23 protein-coding genes are annotated in these 24277 nt (G+C 62.1%); 16 read left to right on the top strand and 7 right to left on the bottom strand.

The window, feature by feature from the left end:
* Window positions 1-20 precede the first annotated feature (20 nt).
* The 3 genes from LI72_RS10775 to LI72_RS10765 all read left to right on the top strand — a co-directional run bounded on the left by LI72_RS10775 (window position 21) and on the right by LI72_RS10765 (window position 2929).
* Window positions 21-1145, top strand: coding sequence for a CaiB/BaiF CoA transferase family protein (locus LI72_RS10775; RefSeq protein WP_033925843.1), 1125 nt, complete (start codon window positions 21-23; stop codon window positions 1143-1145).
* Window positions 1142-2341 carry a CaiB/BaiF CoA transferase family protein gene (locus tag LI72_RS10770; RefSeq protein WP_033925842.1) on the top strand — a complete coding sequence of 400 codons (1200 nt, stop codon included), beginning with the start codon at window positions 1142-1144 and terminating at the stop codon, window positions 2339-2341. The genes LI72_RS10775 and LI72_RS10770 overlap by 4 nt, the downstream gene beginning before the upstream one ends.
* Before the next feature lie 144 nt (window positions 2342-2485).
* A complete protein-coding gene (locus tag LI72_RS10765; protein ID WP_231562437.1) occupies window positions 2486-2929 on the top strand; it encodes a MarR family winged helix-turn-helix transcriptional regulator in 444 nt (147 codons plus the stop codon).
* Window positions 2930-3048: 119 nt separating this feature from the next.
* Here the strand turns inward: LI72_RS10765 and LI72_RS10760 are convergent, their stop codons facing one another.
* Window positions 3049-3348 carry a hypothetical protein gene (locus LI72_RS10760; RefSeq protein WP_033925841.1) on the bottom strand — a complete coding sequence of 100 codons (300 nt, stop codon included), beginning with the start codon at window positions 3346-3348 and terminating at the stop codon, window positions 3049-3051.
* 352 nt (window positions 3349-3700) lie between these two features.
* On the opposite strand from LI72_RS10760, the gene LI72_RS20305 reads away from it, so the two are divergent.
* The 6 genes from LI72_RS20305 (at window position 3701) to LI72_RS10735 (ending at window position 10796) form a co-directional block, all read left to right on the top strand.
* Window positions 3701-3898: a hypothetical protein gene (locus LI72_RS20305; protein WP_197051875.1), complete on the top strand. Its 198-nt coding sequence runs from the start codon at window positions 3701-3703 to the stop codon at window positions 3896-3898.
* A 15-nt stretch (window positions 3899-3913) separates the two neighbouring features.
* Complete coding sequence (locus tag LI72_RS10755; RefSeq protein WP_033925840.1) at window positions 3914-6376, top strand: TonB-dependent receptor; 2463 nt, start codon at window positions 3914-3916, stop codon at window positions 6374-6376.
* A gap of 280 nt (window positions 6377-6656) precedes the next feature.
* The gene (locus tag LI72_RS10750; RefSeq protein WP_033925839.1) at window positions 6657-7886 is read left to right on the top strand and encodes a CaiB/BaiF CoA transferase family protein; all 1230 of its coding nucleotides are present in this window, start codon (window positions 6657-6659) and stop codon (window positions 7884-7886) included.
* 29 nt (window positions 7887-7915) lie between these two features.
* A complete protein-coding gene (locus LI72_RS10745) occupies window positions 7916-8206 on the top strand; it encodes a hypothetical protein (protein WP_033925838.1) in 291 nt (96 codons plus the stop codon).
* Window positions 8207-8215: 9 nt separating this feature from the next.
* A complete protein-coding gene (locus LI72_RS10740) occupies window positions 8216-9703 on the top strand; it encodes a class I adenylate-forming enzyme family protein (protein ID WP_033925837.1) in 1488 nt (495 codons plus the stop codon).
* A complete protein-coding gene (locus tag LI72_RS10735) occupies window positions 9693-10796 on the top strand; it encodes a CoA transferase (RefSeq protein ID WP_033926303.1) in 1104 nt (367 codons plus the stop codon). Before LI72_RS10740 ends, LI72_RS10735 begins: the two co-directional genes overlap by 11 nt.
* A gap of 3 nt (window positions 10797-10799) precedes the next feature.
* On the opposite strand, the gene LI72_RS10730 is transcribed toward LI72_RS10735, so the two are convergent.
* Window positions 10800-11741, bottom strand: coding sequence for an enoyl-CoA hydratase/isomerase family protein (locus LI72_RS10730; protein ID WP_033926302.1), 942 nt, complete (start codon window positions 11739-11741; stop codon window positions 10800-10802).
* Between the two features lie 193 nt (window positions 11742-11934).
* Here LI72_RS10730 and LI72_RS10725 point away from each other — a divergent pair, with 193 nt between their 5' ends.
* The 3 genes from LI72_RS10725 to LI72_RS10715 all read left to right on the top strand — a co-directional run bounded on the left by LI72_RS10725 (window position 11935) and on the right by LI72_RS10715 (window position 15611).
* Entirely contained in the window at window positions 11935-13398 is a 1464-nt protein-coding gene (locus tag LI72_RS10725) for a class I adenylate-forming enzyme family protein (protein WP_033925836.1), read from the top strand.
* 113 nt (window positions 13399-13511) lie between these two features.
* Window positions 13512-14318, top strand: a complete 807-nt coding sequence (locus LI72_RS10720) for a helix-turn-helix domain-containing protein (RefSeq protein ID WP_033925835.1) — start codon at window positions 13512-13514, stop codon at window positions 14316-14318.
* A gap of 24 nt (window positions 14319-14342) precedes the next feature.
* Entirely contained in the window at window positions 14343-15611 is a 1269-nt protein-coding gene (locus LI72_RS10715; RefSeq protein WP_052129726.1) for an amidohydrolase family protein, read from the top strand.
* A gap of 79 nt (window positions 15612-15690) precedes the next feature.
* On the opposite strand, the gene LI72_RS10710 is transcribed toward LI72_RS10715, so the two are convergent.
* Genes LI72_RS10710 through LI72_RS10700 form a run of 3 tightly spaced genes read right to left on the bottom strand, consistent with a single transcriptional unit; the run spans window position 15691 to window position 17898 of the window.
* Window positions 15691-16419 (bottom strand): hypothetical protein, encoded by a 729-nt coding sequence (locus LI72_RS10710; protein WP_033925833.1) that lies wholly within the window; start codon window positions 16417-16419, stop codon window positions 15691-15693.
* A complete protein-coding gene (locus LI72_RS10705; RefSeq protein WP_033925832.1) occupies window positions 16412-17572 on the bottom strand; it encodes a thiolase family protein in 1161 nt (386 codons plus the stop codon). Before LI72_RS10705 ends, LI72_RS10710 begins: the two co-directional genes overlap by 8 nt.
* Entirely contained in the window at window positions 17572-17898 is a 327-nt protein-coding gene (locus tag LI72_RS10700; protein ID WP_231562436.1) for a Zn-ribbon domain-containing OB-fold protein, read from the bottom strand. Before LI72_RS10700 ends, LI72_RS10705 begins: the two co-directional genes overlap by 1 nt.
* Between LI72_RS10700 and LI72_RS20480 the strand changes: the two genes are divergently transcribed.
* The 4 genes from LI72_RS20480 to LI72_RS10685 all read left to right on the top strand — a co-directional run bounded on the left by LI72_RS20480 (window position 17890) and on the right by LI72_RS10685 (window position 21995).
* Window positions 17890-18054, top strand: a complete 165-nt coding sequence (locus LI72_RS20480) for a hypothetical protein (RefSeq protein ID WP_231562435.1) — start codon at window positions 17890-17892, stop codon at window positions 18052-18054. The two genes, LI72_RS10700 and LI72_RS20480, sit on opposite strands and share 9 nt — an antisense overlap.
* 91 nt (window positions 18055-18145) lie before the next feature.
* Window positions 18146-18967, top strand: coding sequence for a coniferyl-alcohol dehydrogenase (locus LI72_RS10695; protein ID WP_033925831.1), 822 nt, complete (start codon window positions 18146-18148; stop codon window positions 18965-18967).
* 13 nt (window positions 18968-18980) lie between these two features.
* Complete coding sequence (locus tag LI72_RS10690; RefSeq protein WP_033925830.1) at window positions 18981-21176, top strand: acyl-CoA dehydrogenase; 2196 nt, start codon at window positions 18981-18983, stop codon at window positions 21174-21176.
* A 9-nt stretch (window positions 21177-21185) separates the two neighbouring features.
* A complete protein-coding gene (locus LI72_RS10685; protein ID WP_033925829.1) occupies window positions 21186-21995 on the top strand; it encodes an enoyl-CoA hydratase/isomerase family protein in 810 nt (269 codons plus the stop codon).
* An 18-nt stretch (window positions 21996-22013) separates the two neighbouring features.
* Here LI72_RS10685 and LI72_RS10680 read toward each other — a convergent pair whose 3' ends face one another.
* Window positions 22014-22766: a TetR/AcrR family transcriptional regulator gene (locus LI72_RS10680; protein ID WP_231562434.1), complete on the bottom strand. Its 753-nt coding sequence runs from the start codon at window positions 22764-22766 to the stop codon at window positions 22014-22016.
* 8 nt (window positions 22767-22774) lie between these two features.
* Window positions 22775-24244, bottom strand: a complete 1470-nt coding sequence (locus LI72_RS10675) for an aldehyde dehydrogenase family protein (RefSeq protein ID WP_033925828.1) — start codon at window positions 24242-24244, stop codon at window positions 22775-22777.
* Window positions 24245-24277 lie beyond the last annotated feature (33 nt).

Raw genomic sequence — 24277 nt, 5'->3', positions numbered from 1 at the left:
CAGACAAGGGGCAACAGCGCGTGAGTGCACTGAAGGGGCTGAGGATCGTCGAGATCACCGAGCAGGTCACAGGCGAGTATGCAGCGCGGCTGCTCGCCGATTTCGGTGCGGAAACGCTGAAGATAGAGCCGCCCGGCGGCAGCCCGGTTCGCGCCATCCTGCCCGACGAGGATCAGGACGGCTTGCTGTTTGCGTGGCTCAACACCAACAAGCGGTCGGTCGTGATCGATCCGGATGCGCCTGAGGCCATCGGTTTGATCGACCGCGCCCTCACACGGGCCGATGCGCTGGTCACCGATCTCGCGCCAGAGGCGGCGGCGCGACTGGGAATCGATCGCGACCGTATCGCCGACGTCCATCCACATCTTGTCCGCTGCGCGATCACACCATTTGGCGAAACCGCGCCTGATGAATGGCAGCAGCTTCGCGCCATCAACATCATCAACGCGAGCGGATGGGCCTGGCACAGCCCCAGCGAAGCGCTGCCCGACAGTCCACCGCTCCAGGGACCGGGGCCCTTTCTGGCAGCGTTCGAAGCGGGGCTCGAAGCAGCACTTGCGACGTCTGCGAGCCTGTGGCGCAAACGCCAGACCGGCCAGGGGCAGAATGTCGACATCAGCGCCGTGGCCACCATGCTGTCCCGCGCCGATTGCGTGCTTGGTCGCATGCTCGCAGGGGAGCAGGATCCAAGCCATGCCCGCACCTGTTATGACATGGGTGGGCCTGGGCGGACCTTCGCCTGCGCCGATGGCCATGTCTTCCTGATCATGACCACGCAGGCGCACTGGACAGGGCTGAGCCAGTTGATGGATGCGCCTGAATGGCTGCTCGACTTCCCGCCCGACTGGCTGGAGTTTCACTGCACGCCTGACCGCGTCGCCCGATTTCGCCAGCATTTCGCCGAGTGGGTGGCGGGGCAGCCCAGAAACGCCCTCTCGGACAAGGCACAGCGCCTCGGGGTCCCCCTCGTCCCGGTCAACCGTCCTGGCGACCTGCCGCGCCATGACCAGTTCCTCCATCGCGGCTTTTTCCAGCGATTGGGGGATCGCGTTTACCCAACTGTACCCTACAGGATGAGCGCATCCCCGACGCGCATCGCCACACCGGCGCCGGTGCTGGGCGCTGATCAGGCGATGCTCTCATGACGGGTCCGGCTTCGCGCGGCGGCCCGCTGCAGGGCATTCGGGTGCTTGAAATCACCAAGGTCTGGGCAGGCCCCTATGCCGGCAAGCTCCTCGCCTTTCTTGGCGCAGAAGTGATCAAGGTCGAAAGCCTGACCAACCTGGACGAAATGCGCGCCTATGGCGGGGTCGACATCAATTCGGCTCCCTATTTCCTCAGCATCAACCAGGAGGTGGGCAGCGTTCAGGTGAACATGAAGTCGCAAGATGGCATGGACCTTCTGCGGCGCATGATTGCGCAATGTGACGTGCTGATCGACAATCTGCGTCCGGGCGCCATGGAACGGCTGGGCCTGGGATATGACCAGGTGAAAGAGATCCGGCCCGACATAATCCAGCTTTCCATCAAAATGTATGGCAATGACGGGCCGCTGGGCTACCAGACCGGCTATGCCCCGTGCTTCGCTGCGATCGGCGGGCTGACGGCGCTGACCGGCCATGATCGAAGCGAACCGCAGGGAATGAACATCCGCTATGGGGATTCGACGGTTGGCGCATCGGCCGCCTTTGCCATTGTTGCGGCGCTGCATCACCGCGCCACCACTGGCGAAGGGCAGTTCATCGATGTGTCGGCGGTAGAAACCATGTCGGCCATGGTCGGAGACAGCCTGTTTGCGGCCCTGAACGGCGGTGCGCCGGTCTATCCCGTCGGCAACGGCCACCCGGCTTGCGCGCCGCACGGATGCTATCCATGCCGCGACGGCCAGTGGCTCAGCATTGCTGCAGAATCCGACGAACAATGGCAGGCGATGTGCCAGACGCTGGCCATTGCGCTGCCCGGTTTCGAAAATCTGACCGCGAGGCTGGGATCGCGCGAAGCGATCGACCTTGCGGTTGCCGATGCAACGCGACAGCGCGAAGCCGAACCGCTGGCCGAGCAGCTGCGCCGCGCTGGCGTCCCTGCATTCCGGTCGCAGTCCGCTCTGGATCTTGTCGGGAACGAGTGGCTCTGGGCTAGCGAGGCCTTCCGCCTCGTGACGGACGATTCAGGCAATAGTCGGCCGGTCATCGGCCCCGGGTGGCGTATGTCGCCGGACGAGGCGCGGATAGAGCGGGGAGCGCCGAATCTGGGCGCGCAGAACGACTATGTCTACCGCCATCTTCTGGGACTGGACGAGGCAGAATATACCGACCTCAAAATGCGCAACGTGATCTCCTGACAGCATCGGGCGGCACGGCCCGGCAAGACATCGCTGGCACGTCTGGCGGTTCGAGGAGGTTCGTGGGATCATCCGGCCGGGAGATGGGGGGAATAGATGGGTCAAGAAGCTGATTTGAGGCGAAGCGCATCGCTGAAGCTTGCCATGATTTCCCGGCAGCTGCGTGTCCATTTCGACTGCAGCGTGGCGCGGCTGGGTGTGACGCGATCACAATGGACCGCCATTGCAGCGATTGCGCGAAATCCCGGCGCCAGCCAGCGCATCATCGCCAGCATGCTCGAAATCAGCGAAGCATCTGCCGGGAGATTGATCGATCGGTTGTGCGCCGATGGGCTCGCCACGCGATCGGCACGCACAGACGACAGGCGCGCCAACAGCGTGTTCCTGACGGAGGCGGGAGGATCGCTGGCATCCCGACTGGGTGAAATCGCATGCGAAAACGAGGCGACCGCCTTTTCCGGACTGCGATCCGACGACCTCTGCCGCCTGATTGCGTCGCTGGACACGATCACGGCCAACGTCTTCAAGTCGCGACCCAATGGCAGCCTCATCGCCCAGGCCAGTGAACCGCACGAACTGCCCGACTGATCACTCCGCAGCAAAAAGGCCGCTTCACAGGGGAAGCGGCCTTTCCTTAGGGTGGGGACTAACGCAGTTCGAGCTGATCGAAGGCCGGGCCCGCCGCCATGCGATCTTGAAGTTCCTGCTCAGCGCGTGGTGGTCAGCGTGCGCTTGTCGATACTGGTGGTCAGCTTGCCTTCCACGACATTGAGGCTCGAAGCGGGGATGATGACCATCTTGCCACTAATGATCACCTGAGCGGCACCGTCCTGGCCCACCTTGTAGACAGCGCCGAGGCGCTCGCCCTTCGGGCCGTAGACCATCTTGCCGACATATTCCCCCGCCACCGACGTCGCACCGGGTTCACCCTGCGCGGAAGCTGCAATCGGCAACATGGCCATGCAGAAGATGGAAACGGGGATGGCAATACGGGTAACGATGCTCATGGTAAGACCTCATGAAAGTGATGTGCACGACAGCTTGGCGCGCGTGAGCTAGAAAAACTAACTAAGCTTAGTATGCTTGCTGCGCCGCACAATGTCAAGCTAGTTTAGCATTTTTTTGTACTGCCGCTCCTTAACCTGCAGCTGACCACTTCTCGGGGGCGGAGATTGCGGGCAGCGACAGGGCCAAAACCTTGCGATTCGCGCTGGCACGGCTCCGGCTTTGACATTCGCAAATGGTCTTTTCGGCAGGTAAGGAGGCTGGGGAGGTGCCCATCTTCTCGGGCAAGGCACCGATATCGCAGCGTCAACCGGCGTTCTCGACCCATGGTATGCGAGAAACAACGCTGGAGCGATGCCGGAAACCCCGAAATTGCTTACTTTTGCGCCACTGGGCACGGCGGTTGAATCGCTGCCGCGATATATCGGCACCATCCGCTTTGCCGTGATTTTCGCACCACCAGAATCGGGCATAAAGGCAGCCAGAAACTTCGGGCCAACCGAAGCACTACCGCAAGCGATGCTCCGGGGATGCATTGCCGGCGTCGTTTAGAGGGAGGATATCGCCATGCTATCAATCACAAGCCTATTGCTCGCATCCGCAAGCGCCGCTGCAATGAATGTGCCCGCAACGGCAGCTGCAGCCGATGCCGCTGTTGCGCAGGATGCCGAAGCCGATGCCGGCGTCGTTGCCAACATCATCATCGTGCAGGCTCGTCGCCGCGATGAAGCGGTGCAGGACGTGCCCGCCGTGATCAACGTGGTCGCAGCCGAGTCGATCGAGAAGCTGAACCTTCGCGAATTCAACGAAGTCAGCCGCCTCGTTCCCGGCCTTGAACTGACCAACAACGCCAATGGCATCGGCGGCAACGCGCGCTTGCGCGGCGTCAACTTCGATACCAATGCCAGCGGCAACAATGCGACAGTGGAATTCTATTTCAATGACGCGCCGATTTCCGCCGGCATCATCCTGCAGCAGATGTTCGACATCGGTCAGATCGAGGTCCAGCGCGGGCCCCAGGGCACGCTCCGCGGTCGCGCATCGCCATCCGGTGCCATCACCGTAACGGCGCGCAAGCCCGATCTCAATGAGTTCGGCGGCTTCGTCGATTGGACCGCCAACGACATCGGCACGCTGAACTTCAAGGGTGGCGTCAACATTCCCGTCATCCCCGGTATTGCGGGCATCCGCGTTTCTGGTGTGTTCGACGAGAACGAACTCGACCGCGTCCGTCCCATCAACCGGACGCTGGGCGCACGCGATCCCTTCTCTCGGACCAAGGGCGGTCGGATTGTCGCCCTCATCGAGCCGGCAGACTGGATTCGGCTGGAAGGCACCTTCCAGCGGCTCGACCGCAACGGCCGCTCGTATGAACAGGCGATCTCGTTCCGCGAGATCAACCCCGCCGCGACTGCCAGCCCGGTCCGCATCCGTGCCCAGGATCGGCTCTCCATCCAGGAAGAACCGCGCATCGTCCGCCAGCGCTTCGACATCTACAACTGGCGCGCAGAGCTCGCCAATTGGGGCCAGCGCCTGATCTATCAGGGTTCGCACACCAAGCAGCGCATCTTCTCGACCGACAATCAGGACTTCGGCAATTTCTTCCCCAATCGGGATATCCAGCAGATCACGAACACGCGTGCGACGGGCACGTCGCACGAAGTACGCCTGCAGAACGAAGAACGCATCTTCGACATTTTTGACTATGTCATCGGCTTTTTCGACAACAAGCTGAGTTCGCCGACCACCCTGACGCGGCCAACCGTCGTCAGACTGCCCGCTGCCTTCGGCGGCGGCATCGCGCAGGTCGTCCAGACACCGATCCAGCGCGGTAACCAGACGCACGAGCAGTCGTTTTTCGGACATCTGACCGCGCATATCGGCGAGAACACCGAAATTTCCGGCGGTCTGCGGCAGATCGACTATTCGCAGGACAGTTCGCTGGTCGTCAACGGAGCGCGGCTGGTCAACCTCAACCTGGATCAGAGCAAGCTGATCTATTCGGCATCGATCAAGCACAATTTCAGCCCGGACTTCCTGGTCTATGCCAGCACCGGCAGTTCCTGGCGACCGGGCATCAACATCGTCGGCAATTTCAACATTGCCCAGTCTGCGCTGGAAAGAGCCTTCACGGACCTTCCGCCTGAATCATCGCGCTCTTATGAAGCAGGCTTCAAGAGCACACTGCTGGATGGCAAACTGTTGTTCAACATGACGGCCTATCACCAGACCTTCAAGAATTTCCCCTATCGCATCCCCAACCGCGGCGTGTTCTATGTCAACACCGTTGCGCTTCGGAACCCGGCCACGGGCGCGGTAACGGGAACGGCGCAGGAGGTCGCATCGTTCAACTTTGCCGGCGCCGTGCCAGTGGAAGTGAACGGGATCGAAGGCGAGCTTTCCTATCAGGTAACCAATCGCTGGAGTGTCGGCCTTGTCGCGAGCTATTCGCTTGGCAAGATCAAGAACGGCACGATCCCGTGTACCGATCTCAACAGCGATGGGCGGCCCGATGCCGTTACGACCGCTCCCACCCTAGCGGCGCTGCGTGCAGCGGTAGGTGCCAACAATATCTCGGCATGCCGGGTGAACCAGCGATCCGCCTTCGTGCCGCCCTTCTCGGCCACGCTGCAGAGCGAGTACACGCTGCCCATCTCCGACAAGGTCGATGGTTACATTCGCGGCCTGTTCAACTATAGCGGCAAGTCGCAGGGCGACCCGGCCAACGCATTCGATCAGGTTGACGATTTCGGCTTGCTCAGCCTCTATGCGGGGATCCGGGCACCCGACGGCCAGTGGGAAGTGTCGCTCTTCGCCAAGAACCTGTTTGACACAGTCCAGACGCTCACCCGCACCGATCCACTGTTCACCTCGTTCCAGCAGCTCAATTTCGGTGGCCAGTTCGCAAACGGTCAGCCTGTCTTCACCGGGACGACGCCCACGACCGTCACCAGCACCTATACGGGCGGGACGGTTACGCCTCCGCGTGAATTCGGTCTCAACTTCCGCTTCTTCTTCGGATCGCGCTAAGTTCGCAGACCTCTCTGGCGACCGGAAAAGGCCCGGCTGATCGGCTTTCGACCAGCCGGGCCTTTCTTGTCTCTCAAGGCTCGTCCCATGACTCCATTAATGCGAGGCCAATGGACGGTTACGGGAACGAGGGTGCCATCGACGGCTGGACAAAGCCCTGCATCGTGATAGCGATAGCCGAAGGTGTTTCAGTTTTCTGGTTTGCTGCGGCCTCGTGAGCAATTAGGTGAAAAGACAGTGCAGGCGTCGCTGCACATTATGCGGCGCATCTGGGGATCATATGACGCAGGTTATGAAAGGCATACGGGTCCTGGAGGTGGCGCAGTTCACGTTCGTGCCGGCTGCAGGCGGAATTCTGGCGGACTGGGGTGCAGACGTCATCAAGATCGAACATCCGGTGCGAGGCGATGCCCAGCGCGGCTTCCTCAACATGGGCGGCGTCACGCTCGATCCCCAGCGCCATACGCTGTTCGAACATCCCAATCGCGGCAAGCGCAGTGTCGGCATCGACATGTCGACCCCGGAAGGCCAGGAAGTCCTTTACGAACTGGCCAGGTCTGCTGATGTCTTCCTGACCAATTATCTTCCGCAAGTCCGGCAGAAGAACAAGTTTGATGTCGAACATATCCGCGCGGTCAACCCCAACATCATCTACGCTCGTGGCAGCGCCTATGGCGACAAGGGTCCGGAGCGCGAGGTAGGCGGCTTTGACGGAACGGCCTTCTGGAGCCGCAGCGGCGTCGCCTATTCGATGACCCCCGAGGAACTGCCGGGTCCCCTCAATCAGGGCATTCCCGCTTTCGGCGATTCGATCGGCGGCATGTTCATTGCCGGGGGCATTTCGGCGGCCCTGCTGCACCGCGAGCGTACCGGCGAGGCCACGGTGATGGATGTCTCGCTGCTCAGCGCGGCAGCATGGGCCTCTGGCGCGCTGATTGCGCAGGTCGCGGAAACGGGGATCCTGACCCGCAACCCGATGCCGGGCAAGGGTGGCGCAGCGCGCAACCCCTTCCAGGGCAATTACCAGACGTCGGACGGCGGCACCATCAACCTGTGCACGCTCAGCCCGTCCGGTCATATCCGCAGCCTGTTCGAGCATATCGGCGTGCCCGAAGCGGCGGACGATCCGCGCTTTGCCGATCCCCGTGCGCTGTTCGAGAATGCCGGTGCCGCAAGCGATATCCTGATCAAGGCCTTCGCCGCGAAGCCGTTCGAATACTGGCGTCAGCATCTCAAGACATTTACCGGCCAATGGGCACCGATCCAGTCCTTTGTCGATCTCCTCACCGACGATCAGGCCAATGCGAACGACATGATCGTCGAGGTCGAAGCGGCTGATGGCAGCGACAAGCCGCTCAAGCTGGTTCGTGGTCCGGTACAGTTTGACGGTAAGCCGACGGTCACCACGCGTTCGCCCATTGCGTCCGAACATACCGAGCTGGTTCTGATGGAACTGGGTATCGAATGGGACCGGATCGAGCAGCTCAAATCCGCCGGGGCCATTGCCTGACAGAACGAGCGGAAACGAAGGAAAGACGGATGAAACCGGGATCGAAACTTAAGAGCCAGGTCTGTGATACGGAGGTAATGGTTATCCGCAGCGGCGAAGGCCAGATCGAATGCGGCGGCGCAGCCATGCAGACGGATAAGCCCGCAACGCTCGGCTCGCTCGCCGAGGGTTTCGCCTCCGGGACGTTGATGGGCAAGCGCTATGTCGATGCCGCAGGGAGTTTCGAACTGCTTTGCGTTAAGCCCGGCAAGGGCTCGCTGGCCGTCGATGGGGCGATCCTGACGGTCAAGGATGCGAAACCCCTGCCCGCTTCGGACTGACGGCCTGCCATGAACATCGCGCTGTTCCTCGAAATGGCGGCTGAGGCCGCGCCCGACCGCATCGGCTTGGTCTGCGATGGACGGCGCTGGACCTATTCACAACTGCTTGCCGGAGCTCGCGGGGCGGCGGCAAGGATCACCGAAAGTGGCTGCTGCCATGTGGCGCTGCTCGACGAATCGAGCGAAGCGGCGGTACTCGCGCTTTTCGGTGCAGCGTTGGCCGGCATCGCCTATTGTCCTCTGAACTATCGTCTTGCCGACCTGGACCTGGGCGCTCTTCTGCAACGCATCGAGCCTGCCCTTGTTATCGGGGACGAAGGCCGGGCAACCAGACTATGCGCAGGCAATCTGGCTATGAGCCGGTCGGCATTTGTCGAAGCCTCGCTGGCAAACTCCAGCGACAGCGTCGAGGCTGCAGAGGGAGAAGGCATAGCCATCCAGCTGTTCACCAGCGGCACGACCGCCGCGCCCAAGGCCGCGATCCTTCGCCATTCCAATCTGGTGTCCTATATCCTTGGTACGGTGGAGTTTGCCTCGGCCGATGAGTCGGATGCCGCGCTTGTCTGCGTTCCGCCCTACCATATTGCCGGCATCTCGGCGCTGCTCAGCTCGATCTACTCGATGCGCCGGATCGTGATGCTGCCCGCCTTCTCGCCCGAAGCCTGGCTGGAGCTGGCAAGGTCGGAAGGCGTAACCAATGCCTTTGTCGTGCCCACCATGCTCGCACGGATCATCGACGCCATGGAACGAAGAGGCGAGACTGCCCTGCCGGCACTGCGAGCGATTGCTTATGGCGGTGGCAAGATGCCGCTCGAGGTGATCGAAAAGGCGCTCGCGCTGTTGCCTGATACCGGCTTTACCAATGCCTATGGCCTGACCGAAACCAGTTCGACCGTTGCCCTGCTCGGCCCCGAGGATCATCGGGAAGCCCACCGATCAGCCGATCCTTCCGTCCGCGCGCGTCTGGCATCTGTCGGTCGCCCGCTGCCAACCGTCGAGATCGAAATACGCGGCGAAGACGGTCAGGTGCTGCCTGCAGGCAGTCCCGGCGAAATCTATGTCAGGGGCGATCAGGTTTCGGGCGAATACAGGGAAAAGAGCGCGCTGACCGCTGACAGATGGTTCCCCACCCGCGATGCCGGCTATATCGATGCGGACGGTTTCCTGTTCCTCTCCGGCCGCGCGGATGACGTGATTGTCCGCGGCGGAGAGAACATGTCGCCGGGCGAGATCGAGGATGTCCTGTTGACCCATCCAGCGGTCGCAGATGCATGCGCCGTTGGCGTTCCATCGATCGAATGGGGCGAAGCGGTGGGGGTTGCGCTTGTTGTGCGCGACGGGCATCAGACTCCGGACGCAGACGAACTTCGCCAGCTGGTGCGCGAACGGCTGCGCTCCAGCCGGGTGCCAGAGGTAATCCGCTTTGAGCAAGCCCTACCCTATAACGAGATGGGCAAGCTGCTCCGCCGCGAGGTCCGCAAGATCTTTGCCGCCTGAGCCGGTCACGATACCGCTGTCCGACTGGGCCGATGCCCGGCTGGCCGATATCCGCTCCAGCTTGCCCTCTCCCGAACTGGAAACCCTTTCCGGTCCGGACCTGCTTGCGATGCGGGCGCGTTTCAACCGGTTTGCCGTGCCTGGCTCTGTGTCGGCGGGGGGAGGATGCCGTTTCCACGAAACCGGCGATGGATGGATCGCGCTCAATCTTTCCCGTCCGGACGATAGGGAGCTTCTGCCCGCGCTGGTTGGCAGTGCGATGCTGGACTTGGCAAGCCCACCATCGCTGGCTGCGCATCTGCGGCAATCGACAGCCCGTGCGCTGGTCGATCAAGGCAGGAGTCTCGGGCTGGCCATAGCTGCGCTCGGCGAAAGACCTGCAAGTCCGGCGATCACCCTTGCCACTGCCGGGCAAAGCGCCGCAGCCCATCGAACGCCACCGTTGGTCGTCGATCTTTCTGCGCTATGGGCCGGGCCCCTCGCAGGGCAATTGTTGTTGCGGGGCGGTGCTCGCGTGATCAGGGTCGAAAGCCGTTCGCGCCCGGATCGCATGCGCGAGGGCGATCGAGGCCTTTTCTGCTTTCTCGATAGCGGGAAGGAGCGGATGTCTGTCGATCTGCACAGCGCATCTGACCGCGCCGCGGTGATCGCATTGATCCGCAGGGCCAATGTCGTGATCGAATCGGCGCGGCCCAGAGCTCTAGTTCAGCTGGGTATCGATGCCGAGCGGCTCGTGCGCGATACAGCCGGCCTTGCCTGGGTCACGATCACTGCGCATGGCATCTCGGGCGAAGCGGCTGGCTGGACAGGATTTGGTGACGATACCGCTGTCGCTGGTGGCCTCAGCCAGGCCCTGTACGATGCAACGGGCACGATCGGCTTTGTCGGTGATGCGATTGCCGACCCGCTGACCGGCATCGTTGCCGCAGCCGAGGCAGGAAGGATGATTGCCCATGGCCAGGGTGGCCGCATCATCCTTTCGATGAGTGGCATTGCCTCGCTGGCACTGGAACAGTCTCGCGCCCATGATGAAACAGGGCTGGTGCGTCAGCTCGAGAGCTGGGCCGCAGCGGTCGGCAAGCCCATCGGCTGACCCTCAACCCGATCCGTCATCGTCCACAAGCGCATCGACAAGGCCAATCGCGAGACCGTCGCGGGCCGAAATGCGCCGTCCGGTCAGCACAAGCCGTGCAGTCTCTTGCCGACCAATCCGCCCGACGAGCGAAACGCAACCGCCCGCCCCTGGGATTAGCCCCATGGACAGTTCGGGCAGTTGGAACCACGCCTGCACGCTCGCTGTGACATGCCCGGCGAAAGCCGCCATCTCCAGTCCGGATCCTATGCATGCACCGTGAACGTGCACCGCCAGCTTGTGCCCGCACCTTGCCAGTGCATGAGCTGGCAAGGTCTGCATGCGGATCGCATGGGCAGCGACCGGATCCAGCGTCGTCCCGAACTCCGCCAGATCGGCTCCGGTGGAAAAGGTACGCCCGACAGCGCGCAATGTGACGGCGCATACTTCATCGTCCAGCACCGCAATATCGAACGCCTGGCGTAACGCGTCGCGCATCGCCCGGTCGATGCCATTGCGGGCATCGGGGCGGTCGATGACCAGCGCCAGCGAATCCCCCGTCCGGGACATATGGAGCTCGCCGGGCGGTTGTACCGGCTGTGGCTTGCGAGCAGCCAGCCAGCGGCGATGATCTGCCCCAGCCTGCAACAAGCCGAAGGCCAGAGATTCGGCAACCAGGGCACCGGACGGTGGCAGACGCTCGATCATACGGAGTAGCTGGACAAGCACCCGCGCTGGCTCGGGATGTCGCTCGCACGCGTCGCAAATTGCCATGGCCTCGCTTATGCCGGGCACCAGCACGTCGACACTGTCGGCCCAGCCGCGATCACGTGTGCCGATGCCGATGACCGGAAAGGGCGGCAACTCGGGCGGCCCAGATCCTACCTGAACATCTGCAAGATCGATGATTGCTGCCGCGGCCAATGCATCGTGCCAGGGCGTGATCAGACGGCTCGGCGAGATCAAGCCCTGCGCTGCCGCAACCGGGTCTGTCCTGAGCATTGCAATATTCCTGTTCCGCAGCGACCTTGCCGCCCCTGTCACCCTAAGCCTGTCGCTGCGCGACGCAAGGCGCGCGCAGGGTATCGTCGCGGCGTTGTTGCATTGCCCCTGCGCTACGATTGCTTGTCAGCAGCACCGACCGGACTAGGCTGATGCCATGGCCACCTTGCCCCAGCTTGTCCGCGCTGCCCTTGATCGCGACCCTGCCCTGCCAGCCATTTGTTTTGGAGATCGGTGGTACACCTGGGGCGATGTGCGATATGCGGCTGATAAGCTTGAAGACAGCCTGGCAGCGGCAGGGATTGCGCCAGGCGAACCGGTGGCACTGGTGCCCCGCAACCGGCCCGAGGCGATCGCCGCCCTGCTGTGTCTGCTGGCGCAGCGCCGATCGGTCCGGATGGTGTATTCCTTTCAGTCGGACGAGCGCATGGCCGCCGCTCTTGCCCGCCCGGGTATCGCTGCCGTGGTGTTGCATGACGAGGATTTTGGCGAAGCCGTCGCAGCCGAGGCTGCGCGGCAGGGGCTGGCGGTGATCGTTCTGAGCGGAATGATGCGGCCGACGATACGCCGCTTGTCCGAGCGCCCGACAGACAATCAGATGCCAGTTGATACCATCGAAATTCTCACCAGCGGCACGACTGGCACGCCAAAGCATTTCCCCGTCTCGTTCGGCCTGATCGAACGGCATTTCGTTTCCACACCACTGACCCGAAGCCAAGGCGATGCTCCGCAATCCGCACCGCCGTTTCTGCTCTACTTTCCGCTCGCCAACATCACCGGGCTCTATTCCACCCTGCCTACCCTGTTGCGGGGTCAGCGCGCGATACTGCTGGAGAAATTTTCGCTCGAGGCCTGGCATGGCTATGTCAAGACCTGGCGCCCGGCACATAGCGGAGTTCCCCCCAGCGCGGTCCGGCAAATACTGGATGCAGATATCCCGATCGAGGATCTGGCATCGATCCGGGCGATGGGCGTCGGCGCGGCCCCGCTGGCACCGGATGTGCAGGACGGGTTCGAACGTCGCTACGGCATACCCATTCTGCTTTCCTATGGCGCCACCGAATTTGCCGGTCCGGTCGCGATGATGACAGCGGAATTGCACCAGGAGTGGGGTGATCGCAAACGCGGGTCGGTCGGCAAACCGCTGCCCGGAGTGCAATTGCGTATCGTCGATCCGGAGGATGGACGCCCGTTGGCAGCTGGTGAAACGGGCCTTCTGCACGTGATCAGCCCAAGGATCGGCGAAGATTGGATCGCCACGACCGATCTTGCGATGATCGATGCCGATGGCTTCCTGTTCCTCAAGGGCAGAGCCGATGGCGCGATCATGCGTGGCGGCTTCAAGCTCCTGCCGGAAGCCATCGAAGAGGCGTTGCTGTCCCATCCTGCGATTGCCGAGGCGGCAGTCGTCGGGATCGACGATGACCGACTGGGCCAGGTGCCTGCAGCAGCAATCCGAGTCGCTTCCTCCGGCCCGAGCCCGGAAATTGCGGAAATCGAGGCTCATTTGCGCCGCATTCTGCTCGCCACCCACATACCGACGCAGTGGAAAATCTGCGAGGAACTGCCGAAAACAGCCTCGCTCAAGGTCGACAGAACGGCAGTCAAATCATTGTTTTAATGACTTTTGCTGCGCAACATGCACCTAAAAACCGAGTGCTTATCATTTTTGCTTGACGACTCTGCCGCTCGTAGTGAACACTGCTGTGCATAAACACAATCAGGAGAGAACCCATGGCCGGAGCTGAGTCCAACAAGGCTAAGATCGCCCGTCGTGTCGTCGAAGTTCTGGAATTCTTTGACGATGACCATCCGCAAGCAACTGTGATGGACATCGTGCGACGGTATAATCGTCCCCAGTCAAGCACCTCCGAATTGCTCTCCAGCCTGGTCGGGCTGGGCCTTCTGTACAAAGACCCCACCACCCGGTCATTTGCCCCCACGCCGCGCGCTGCGCTGTTGGGCTGCTCGGTGCAGTCGGGGATTGTGCGTGACGGCAGGCTCGCTGGCCTGATCGATCGTCTTTCTGCCCAGACTGGCCTCGGCATCGCGGTGTTCGGCATGGTCGGAACAACAGCCCAGATTTTCAGCTGGCGTCCCGGCAAGTACCAGCTGCGTACCTCTCAGACCGAAGGTTTCAGCGGGGGCCAGCATGAAGTGCTCACCGAAACCTCGGTTGGTCACCTGTTGCTGTCTACCTTGCCCCAGGCTCGCCGCGATGGCTTGCTGCGCCGCATCAACGCCGAAGCTCCCTATGAGCGTAAGTTCAACTTCGCCGAGATGGTATCCCGCGTACAGCAGTGCAGCAACACCGGCTATGCCACCGGTGTGGCGGGCTTTGGATCGATCGCGGATGTCACGGCGATGCTCCTGCCCGATCAGCCGATGCACCAACCGCTCGCCCTTGCGCTGGTCTACGAACCTTCCGAACAGATTAATGCTGAAACGCTGCGCCTGACCTTGGCCGATGCCATCGAACGCAGCATAGCCGAACGCCCGCAGCATTCCGCTTCGGTCGAACGCATTGCAGGCGCTGCCTGAACACCGCATCGTTGGAGTATATTTGTGGCTGAATCGGACACTGCAGAACTCGCCCAGGCAGCGCGGAAATATTGGTCCGCCGAGGGTTACACCGCTGGCGGAGTTATCCGCGAGGTAGACTATGCCTCGCAATCGGGCGGTCTGGACCCGAGCCTTGCGGGTATCAAGATCGTCGATACCGACACGCACATCGTCGAACCGCCGACGCTGTTCACGGACCGGGCACCCATCGGCATGAAGGACAAGCTTCCCTATGTGAAGCGCGATGCCGACGGGGTCGATCGCTGGTATATCGGCGATCGGAACTGCGGCACGCTTGGTGGTAATGTGATCCGCAAGGACAACAACAAGCTGCTTGGGCGGCTGGCCTTTCCGACTCTGGAAGAAGCGCATGCCGGAGGCCATGAAATCGCCCCGCGCCTTGCCGCGATGGACGATATGGGCGTGTACGCACAGATCTGCTTCCAGAATTCGGGGATTACCCAGGCAGGCACCCTGATGAGCCTGGGGGACCGTGATCTCGCGCTGACGATCATGAAAATCTACAACGATTTCAATGCCGACTGGCAGCGCGAGTCCGGCGAACGGCTGTTCCCGATGGCGCACTTGCCGTTCTGGGACAAGGCTGAACTGGAGAAGGAAGCGCGGCGCTGCATTGACATGGGCCTGAAGGGCTTCGTCGTGCCGGATACGCCCGAGCGGGTGGGCGTACCCAGCTTCAACCACGACTATTGGACCAGCTTCCTCGAGATGTGCGACGCGACCGGCACGCCGATCAACTTCCATCTCAACGCCGCAATGGATCCCAACACGCTGACCTGGGAAGGCTTCCAGTTCGAACAGACCCTGTCCGTGGTCGCGACGATGTTCTCGATCGGCAATGCCGCAACGCTGGGCAACTGGATGGTTTCGGGCCGTCTCGACCAGCACCCCGGACTCAAGATCGGATTGATCGAAAGCGGCATGGGGTGGATCCCGTTTGCGGTAGAGGCGCTGGAGCACCAGTTCCAGGAAATGCTGCCGAGCAAGCGCGACGTGCTCAGGAAGCAGCCCTGGGATTATTTCCGCGACCATTTCATGTGCACGTTCTGGTTCGAAAAGGTGGCGCCCAAGCTGCTGCTCGAAACCATCGGCGTCGACAATGTGATGTTCGAGACCGATTTTCCGCATCCCACTTCGCTCTATCCCGGCGTGCAGGCGCATATTGTCGATGTTCTCGGCGGTTATGACTACGCCATCAAGAAGAAGGTACTGCAGGACAACGCGACGCGTTTCTACAACCTGCCCTTCTGACAAGGTCTCTCCAAGCAAACTTTATCGGGCCCTGCCGACCAGTTCGGCAGGGCCTTCTTTTGTTCCAAAGCACCATGGATCAGTCCGCGCGCGTCGAAAATCCGGCAACGCCAAGATGATCCAGCGGCCGGACTGTCTCCCGACTGAAATCGATCACCCTGCCCACCCGCCTGGCCTCGGCCTTGCGTTCGGGTTGAAAGGTAAAGCAATTGGCCGGCATCCGACTGGCATCGCTCTGACGTTCCATCGGAATAACCCTGCCATGCGCCAATATGGTGCCCCATTGCAGCAGCCTTGCTGGCTCGCGAAGTGGCTCGGCCAGTCCCTCGATCCAGTCACGCAACTTGAACAGCGACACGCCTGCCAGGCCTTCCGGTTCTATCAAGATGTCGTCACGGTGCCGCAGTTCCAGCACCACCTGCCCTTCGCGCGCAATGGTGGCATGCCAGCACCCTTCGACAGGATCGCTGACGAAGATGTCATAGACCAATGGAACGCGGTCGTCCCAATGCGCAGCAGCCAGTGTCGCCAGGTCATAAAGGTGGGTGCAGTTAGCCTGCTTGGATCCCGGCCTGCCCGCATCGGCCAGCGAAATACCACCGAAGGTCGCCTGCAACACGAGAGGCGCGCCCGGACACGTCGTCCACGGCGCGCGATCCATGTCGGCCTCGACCGAAGTGATGCGTTCGCTGTCGTGCCACAGCGTGACGGCCATGCAGTGATAATCGTCTTCCAGGGCAGAACGGATGCTGCCGGCCGCCGGTTCGATCCGGATACGGCGACGGAAACCTGGGGCTGGCTCAGTCACGCGCCAGCAGCAGGGCAGCGGCCATCGGACCACCGCCCGATGTCGCGATGGCGACGCGGGGATCGCCCTTGACCTGACGGGCGCCGCCCGCACCGCGCAACTGCACGACCGCCTCATAGGCAAAGCCGAAGCCGTGCAACCGGCCCCAGCCAAGCTGACCACCTCCGGTGTTCATTGGCAGTTCGCCGTCCAGGGCGATGCGGCTACCCCCTTCGATGAACCTGTGCCCCTCGCCGATATCACAGAAGCCTAATCCTTCCAGCCAGGTGATCGGCTGGAAGGCAAAGCCATCATAGAACTGAACCACATCCACGTCGTCGCGGGCATAATCGGTGTTCAGCCAGAGAGCGCGGCCCGTCGGGTAGGCGCTGGCATAGTCGGCCTGATCCCAGGAATAGCGCTCGACCGATCCGGCGGTCGCTGCGATCCGAATGGGCGTCGAGGATATCTCATCGAGCGCATCCGATGCCGAAACGATGACGACGGTAGACGCATCGGTGAAGCGATCACAGTCATACAGGCAGAACGGCGTCGAGATCATGCGCGCTTCCATGTACGTGTCGATCGACAGCGGCTGTTTGACGATGGCTCGCGGATTGAGCGCCGCGTTGCGATGATCGTTGATCGCAATCTGGGCCAGCTGCTCGCGGGTCATGCCATGCCGCTTCATCTGGCGCATGGCGAACTGGGCCGTCCAGCATGCGGCGGAAAACGCGCCAAAGGGCGACACCCATTGCGAATTGCCAGTGACGTCCTTGCGCCGCTCCAGCGGCGGAAACTCCTCGGGCCTGGCAAGCGCTGCAGCCTCGTAGACAGTGCGGAAGCAGATGACATGGCGTGCAAGACCGGCCTTTACCGCAGCCGCTGCATCGGCAATCGAGCCCAGTTGTGCCGTCGCCTCCGCAGCACCGGTATGCCAGCGGGTCTTCAGGCCGCATGTCTCGATGATTTCGTCGACGCCGATCGGCGAAAAACCGAGAAATGTCTGCATCTTGCCCGGATAGGTCGATACGCCATCGATCTGGGCGAGCGTCAGCCCGGCATCGGCGACGGCTTCCTTGATCGCATCCATGGTCAGCGCGAGCGGCGACCGGGTCAACCGAACGCCCACTTCGGACATGCCGATGCCCGTGACATAGGCCTCGCGTGCCATCAGCCCAGCCTCTCGAACAAGGGGTACCAGATGCCGTCCTGTTCCTCGAACACCACTTGGACGGGATCGTCCAGATCGACCGCATCGACAGGGCAGCCCACGATATTGGTAGTCAGCACCACGTCCGGCGCATCGTCCAGCCGCACGCGGGCGATGACAAAGGGCACTTCCATGTCGGGTGCCCATTTCTGGTGATTGACGGTGAAGGTATCGATCGTCCCGCGACCTGAAACCGGCTGGGGCGCAATGTTCTCGGACTGGCAATGACGGCAGAACTGACGCGGCGGGTGGGTTCGCGCGCCGCAATCGCCACACTGATGGATCATCAGCTTTCCTTCGCTACCCCCTGTCCAGAATGCACGATTGTCGTTGTCGAGCCGGATGCGGGATCTTTGCCAGGTCATGCGATGATCATTAGCCGCATCGGCGCGCTTGCCAATCATCGCAATGAACCGGTGCCCGGCTATCGCCAAGGCGATTAGCAGGCAACCATGGCCAATCCGCTATCCCGCATCGCGCGCGAGTGTGGCACTCGTGATCCAACACCATGAATCTTCAGGAGCGGAAAAGACCATGAGCGATCTACTGGGCTACAAGGGCAAACGCGTGATCGTCAGCGGCTGCTTTTCGGGAATGGGCGAAGCGACAGCACAGTCGCTGCTCGATCTGGGAGCCGAGGTTCATGGCCTCGACGTCAAGCCGAGCTCGCTGCCGCTGACCTCGTTCAACCAGATCGATCTGCGCGATCCTGACAGCATCGAGGCGGCGATCGCAGCGATCGGCGGGAGGGTCGATGCCCTGTTCAATTGTGCGGGCCTGCCCGGCGCCGGTGCCTTTGCCCCGATGGACACGTTCAAAGTCAATTTTGTCGGCACCCGGCATCTGACCGAGACGGTGCTTCCGATGATGGGGCCTGGAGCTGCCATCGTGTCGATCGCATCGACCGGCGGACTTGGCTGGAGCCGCCGCATCCCGGTGCACATGGAACTGATGCAAACCCAGGGCTATGATGCTGCAGTCGCCTGGGCAGAAGCGCATCCCGAGCATGTCGCCGAGGGCTATGCCTTCTCGAAGGAGGCCGTGATCGTATGGACACAGTTCATGTGTGCGCGGCTGATCAAGCAGGGCATCCGGATCAACTGCACCCTGCCCTCGCCCACGCAGACGCCGATGATGGCAACCTTCCACGCCGCTTCGGGAAAGGAGGTGGTGGACGCCGCCGCGCAACCGCTGGGGCGCTATTCGACTGCGCAGGAACAGGCAGATGGCCTGCTGCTGATCAACAGCGCCATGGCCGGCATCGTGACCGGCGTGGTCTTCCCGGTCGATGGCGGCTTCATGGGATCGCTTGCCACCGGCCAGATCGACATTTCGGCAATGATGAAGCGCGGATGACGGACATAACAGTATGAACTTCGAACTGACCAGCGAACAGGCCATGGTGCGCGAGACCTTCGCGCGTTTCCTTGACGAGAACTGCACGTCGCAACGCCTGCGCCAAGCCGAAGCGAAAGGCTTTGACGCCGAGCTCTGGCGGGGCCTGGCAGAGCTGGGAGCCTTCGGCCTTCGCGTTCCAGAGGAAGCCGGAGGTCTGGGCCTGGGGACGTTCGACGCGCAGGTCGTGATGGAAGAGATCGGCCGAACCCTGGCTGCCGGGCCAATTGCCGAGGCCATGCTTGCGGCCCGGCTGATCGGCCTGCTGGGCGGGGACCCATCGGAGATCGTCGCGGGTGAAAGCGTCGCGAGCCTTGCGATGCACGACATGGCGGCGTCGCCGATTCAGTTCATCGCTGGCGGGGCGGTTGCAGAACAGGTCGTGGCGCGGCAGGGCGATTCCGTGCTGTTGCTGGCTGTGCCGCCATTGGCGCGGCCATCCGAACCGAGCCTGGCTTCGAATGCCACGGCCGAGGTAGATCTTGCCGCAGCCGAAGCCACGTTGCTCGCCTCCGGGCCGGATGCTGTTGCTGCATTCGAAGCCACGATCGAGGAATGGAAGCTGCTGATGGCATCGGCGCTTACCGGTCTCGGCCATCAGGCGCTCCGCATGGCATCGGCCTATGCCAGCGAGCGCAAGCAGTTCGGCCAGCTGATCGGCCAGTTCCAGGCCATCAGTCACCCCCTCGCCGATTGCCTGTGCGAAGTGGATGGCGCGCGCCTTCTGGCATGGAAGGCAGTGCGAGAGATTGCCGATGGTGGAGAAGATGCCGGCGTGAACGTGAGCCTCGCAGTCTGGGCGGCCGCAGATGCGGCGGCCAAGGCAGCGGGCCAGGCGATGCAGACCTTCGGCGGCTATGGCCTCACCACCGAATATGACATCTACCTCTACGTACTTCGCGCCAAGGCCTGGCCGTTGGTCTGGGGCGATCCTGCCCGATGGCTCGAGGAAGCGGGCCGTCGGCGCTATGACGGCGAGGCCGTTGCCCTTCCCGATGTTGGCGAATGCCCGATCGAATTCGACATCGGCGAGGAAGCCCGCGCGATGATCGCCGAAATCGACGCATTCATGGAAGCGAATGTCACGGCGGAAATGCGCGACCGCTTCCATTATTCCTGGGAAGGCCATGTGCCCGAGCTGCACAAGAAGATGGCCGAGGCCGGGCTGCTTTTCCTTTCGAGCCCGGAACTGGGCGGTCGTGGCGTCGGCCCCTATGCCCGCAGTGCGGCTCGGGGAGCGTTGGAACGGCATGGCTATTCCAATCCGGCGGCGGGCGTTGCCGAGATGGTCGGCCTGATGATCGCCCGCACCGGCAGCGAGGAAGTGAAGCGCGAGGTGCTCAGCAAGATCATCTCGGGCGAATCGCTTGCCAGCCTCGGCTACTCCGAGCCCGGCGCCGGATCCGACGTGTTCGCTGCCCAGACCAAGGCCATCCCCGATGGCAATGGCTGGCGCATCGACGGTACCAAGATGTTCACCTCTGGCGCCAATATCGCCGATTATGTGCTGATGCTCACGCGCACCAACCCCGATGTACCCAAGCACAAGGGCCTCACCATGTTCATCGTGCCTCTCAAGGCCGAAGGCGTGACGGTTCAGCCGGTCTATACCTTCCAGGACGAACGCACCAACATCACCTTTTACGACAACGTCAAGATTCCCGACAGCTGGCGCCTGGGCGAAGTCGATGGCGGCGTCCGCACCATGTCCGCCGCCCTGGAACTCGAGCATGGCGGCAGTTTCTCCAAGCCGATGCGCCACGCACTGCACGCGGCCGAAGAGCTTTGCCAGAGCCAGTCTGCAACGGAGAGCGATGCCAGGCTCATTGCCGATCCCCGCATCAAGGCGCGCCTTGCAAAGGCGCTGGCGAATATCTGGGTGGCCGAGCTGTTCGAATATCGCGCAACCTGGGCTGGGGCCGAGAAGAAGCCCAGTCCAGCTTACGGCCCCATGGCGAAGATGCACTCCTCGGAAAAGTTTCTCGAGGATGCCCGCGATCTGCTCGACATCACCGCGCCGGTCTCGCTCACCAAGCGCGAAGGTGCAGCCGCGATGCTCAACCAATGCTATCGTCACGCGCACGGGACCCGCATCTATGGCGGCACCAGCCAGGTGCACCGGTCGATGATCGCCGAGCGCGCGCTTGGCATGCCCCGAACGCGCAGCTAGGCTGACCCCATGACCGATGCCCCGCCGCTGCTGACCGAGCAAACCGAGGACGGAATCCTAATCGCCACGCTGAACCGACCCGAGCGGCTCAACGCCCTTGACCTTGCGACCATGGACCTGCTGTCAGAGGCCGTGCTGAGGTTCCGCGATACGCCGGAGCTCAAGGTCATGCTGATCCGCGCGACTGGGCGATATTTCTGCTCCGGCGCGGATCTGAAAGGTGGCCAGCGAAAGATATCGCCCACCGGCCAGACAGCGCGCGGTATCCGCGAGAATCATCGGCTCAACCTCAATGGCATGCAGCAATTGTGGGACGAGATCGAGCATATCGAAAAGCCGTTCGTCGTGGCGCATCATGCCACGTGCGTGGGGGGTGGTCTGGAAATGTCGCTCTCCTGCGACTTCCGTCTCGCGGCAAGGAGCGCCAGCTACGCCTTTCCCGAGGGACTTTTCGGCGTCGTTCCCGCATCGGGCGGCGTATCACGGTTGGCGCGCATCTGCGGACCGCACTGGGCGCGCTGGCTGATCATGGCGAACAAGCCGGCCGACGCAGATCTCGCGTTGACGATGGGACTGGTACATCAGGTGTTCCCCGACGAAAGCTTCGAAGCCGACGTCATGGCCTTCTGCCAGCATCTCGCCAAACAGAATGGCGAGCAGATGGGTGCGGCCAAGGTAGCGATCGATCTATGCGCAGAACTGGGACGCGACAGTGCCCGGCACGTCGAGCGCATGGCAAACAGTGCGCTGATGCTGAACCCGGATTATCTCGAAACGATGCGCAAATACATGAGCAATCTCGGCAGCAAGAAGGGCTGAGACGCTTCCAGCGCCGTTTCACACGGGTTGATTGTGCCGTCGCTGATCGCGGATGGCCAGTTCGAACAAGCGGGCCTCCGCTTCCAGAAGATAGTCCATCGGATTGACCGGTTCGTTCAATACCTTGGTGATCTTGTTGTCGGTCATCACCGTGGCGACGCGCTCCAGGCCGGTCATCAGCGCCGTCGCCATGCTCGAGGTCGGCGTGCCGCGCTCCATCGGGCGGCTGTCCATCTGAGTGACCAGCAGCCGCATGACGGGTATTGCCGAACGGACGCGATGTTCCAGCATCCGCATATCGCCCCGGTCGGCCATGCTGTTGCGCAGGTGAAGCACGCGCGAATGGCGTTCCCAGAAGCCGAAATAGGCCTGGACGAAGGTCAGTGCGCGGTCATGCAGCTCTGCATCGGGCCAGTATTCGCGCACCAGATGGACATACTCGTCTTCCATCGTGGCCATGACCGGTTCAAGCACCGCCAGAATCAGCTCGGTCAGATCGGCAAAATAGAGGTACAACGTGCCGATGCGGATTGAGGCGCGGCGTGCGACCTCGGACAAGGTAACGAGCCCTGCATCCTCGGTTTCGGCCAGCATGTCCTGCGCTGCCGCGATGATGCGGTCGCGCGTGTCGCGACCCTTGCGACCGAGGCGCTGGCCGTTCAGATTATGGGCAACAGCTTCACGCTCGGCTTCCGCAGCACTCTTGCGCCGGATCGCACCAGACGCAGAAGTGATCGGAATGACGTTTGCGAGTTTACCGATATTAGCCACATCTGTCCCTATGATTGCCGCCAGGCCAGCAGCTTGGTTTCCAGGAATTCCTCGATTCCCTCCAGTCCCCATTCGCGGCCTACGCCGCTAGCCTTATAGCCTCCGAATGGCAAGTCTCCGGCGATGCACATGCCACCATTGATACTCACCGATCCGGTCCGGATCCGGCGCGCGACGGCCATGGCCCGGTCCAGATCACCGGACGATACGCCGCCGGACAGCCCGTACTGGCTTTCATTGGCGATGCGCACGGCATCATCGTCATCCTCGTAAGGAATGACCACCAGCACCGGACCGAAAATCTCTTCCTGCGCGATCCGCATCTCGTTGCGGACGTCAACAAAGCAGGTCGGCTCGATGAAATAGCCGTTACCCTTGTCCGGCCGCGCCTTGCCGCCGGCAAGCAGGGTTGCGCCTTCTTGCTGACCCAGGTCGATATAGGACAGGACTCGGTCCATCTGTCGCTTCGAAACGACCGGCCCCATTATATGCGCCGGATTGTCATAATCACCCCAGTTGTCGCCGAAACCGGCATAGGCGCGCTGCAGCACAGCCTTTGCCTCTTCATAGCGGCTGCGCGGCACCAGCAGGCGCGACTGTACGGCACATCCCTGGCCCGCATGGAACACGAGGATCGACTGGGCACACTCCATCGCGAAATTGGGTGCGTCATCGAGCACGATCTTGGCCGATTTGCCGCCCAGTTCCAGAAACACGCGCTTCAGCGTCGCCGCACCCTGCTCCATGATGCGCTTGCCCACGGCGGTCGAGCCGGTGAAGCTGACAAGATCCACGCGCGGATCCTGCACCAGCATTTCGCCTGCCAGTGCAGGGTCCGCACCGAACACGACATTGATCACGCCTGCGGGAAAGCCTGCTTCCTTGGCCAGTTCACCAAAGATCGCCCCCATGCCTGGGGTGTTGGGCGCAGGTTTCAGGATGACGGTGCAACCGGCCAGCAGCGCGGCGACCACCTTGCCGACATTGACATAGAGTGGAACGTTCCAGGGTGTGATCGCCGCCACCACGCCGACAGGCTCATATACGGCCTTGCGCATGGATTCGAAGCCGAACCCGGTGCGTGGGCCATAGTCCTTTTCCCATTTGAGCTGCGGGAAGACGTCGAGAAAATCCTTCCAGCCGTCCATCGCCATGTCGACATGCGCGCGGCCGACTGCACCCAGCGCTGCACCGGCCTCGTTGCGGGCAAGATCGGAAAGACGGCTGCGATTGGCATGGAAAAGTTCGTACAGCCGAGTAACCAGCGACACCCGCAAATCGGTATTGGTCGACCAATCGCTCTGGTCGAACGCACGACGGGCCGCAGCGATCGCGGCGTCGACATCCGCTGCAGACGCATCGGCTGCCTTGCCCACGATTTCCGCAGTCCAGGGGCTGATGATGTCGAAGGTCTTGCCGCCTTCGGCATCGCGCTGGGAACCATCAATGAAGAGCTTGGCATCAGGGAGCATGGCCATGGATTGTCCTTGTTCAAAATCGATAAAGGCGGA

The organism is Sphingomonas sp. 35-24ZXX (assembly GCF_000786215.1).
In the GTDB taxonomy this organism is placed as follows: Bacteria; Pseudomonadota; Alphaproteobacteria; order Sphingomonadales; family Sphingomonadaceae; genus Blastomonas.
The sequence above is the reverse complement of the archived record's forward strand: the minus strand, read 5'-3'. Positions and strand labels throughout refer to the sequence as shown.

Excerpts from the sequence above, each read along its gene's own strand:
- LI72_RS10770 (WP_033925842.1), top strand. The coding sequence starts at position 1,142 with ATGACGGGTCCGGCTTCGCGCGGCGGCCCGCTGCAGGGCATTCGGGTG.
- LI72_RS10765 (WP_231562437.1), top strand. The coding sequence starts at position 2,486 with ATGATTTCCCGGCAGCTGCGTGTCCATTTCGACTGCAGCGTGGCGCGG.
- LI72_RS10760 (WP_033925841.1), bottom strand. The coding sequence starts at position 3,348 with ATGAGCATCGTTACCCGTATTGCCATCCCCGTTTCCATCTTCTGCATG.
- LI72_RS20305 (WP_197051875.1), top strand. The coding sequence starts at position 3,701 with ATGCCGGAAACCCCGAAATTGCTTACTTTTGCGCCACTGGGCACGGCG.
- LI72_RS10755 (WP_033925840.1), top strand. The coding sequence starts at position 3,914 with ATGCTATCAATCACAAGCCTATTGCTCGCATCCGCAAGCGCCGCTGCA.
- LI72_RS10750 (WP_033925839.1), top strand. The coding sequence starts at position 6,657 with ATGACGCAGGTTATGAAAGGCATACGGGTCCTGGAGGTGGCGCAGTTC.
- LI72_RS10745 (WP_033925838.1), top strand. The coding sequence starts at position 7,916 with ATGAAACCGGGATCGAAACTTAAGAGCCAGGTCTGTGATACGGAGGTA.
- LI72_RS10740 (WP_033925837.1), top strand. The coding sequence starts at position 8,216 with ATGAACATCGCGCTGTTCCTCGAAATGGCGGCTGAGGCCGCGCCCGAC.
- LI72_RS10725 (WP_033925836.1), top strand. The coding sequence starts at position 11,935 with ATGGCCACCTTGCCCCAGCTTGTCCGCGCTGCCCTTGATCGCGACCCT.
- LI72_RS10720 (WP_033925835.1), top strand. The coding sequence starts at position 13,512 with ATGGCCGGAGCTGAGTCCAACAAGGCTAAGATCGCCCGTCGTGTCGTC.
- LI72_RS10705 (WP_033925832.1), bottom strand. The coding sequence starts at position 17,572 with ATGGCACGCGAGGCCTATGTCACGGGCATCGGCATGTCCGAAGTGGGC.
- LI72_RS20480 (WP_231562435.1), top strand. The coding sequence starts at position 17,890 with ATGGATCATCAGCTTTCCTTCGCTACCCCCTGTCCAGAATGCACGATT.
- LI72_RS10700 (WP_231562436.1), bottom strand. The coding sequence starts at position 17,898 with ATGATCCATCAGTGTGGCGATTGCGGCGCGCGAACCCACCCGCCGCGT.
- LI72_RS10695 (WP_033925831.1), top strand. The coding sequence starts at position 18,146 with ATGAGCGATCTACTGGGCTACAAGGGCAAACGCGTGATCGTCAGCGGC.
- LI72_RS10690 (WP_033925830.1), top strand. The coding sequence starts at position 18,981 with ATGAACTTCGAACTGACCAGCGAACAGGCCATGGTGCGCGAGACCTTC.
- LI72_RS10685 (WP_033925829.1), top strand. The coding sequence starts at position 21,186 with ATGACCGATGCCCCGCCGCTGCTGACCGAGCAAACCGAGGACGGAATC.
- LI72_RS10675 (WP_033925828.1), bottom strand. The coding sequence starts at position 24,244 with ATGGCCATGCTCCCTGATGCCAAGCTCTTCATTGATGGTTCCCAGCGC.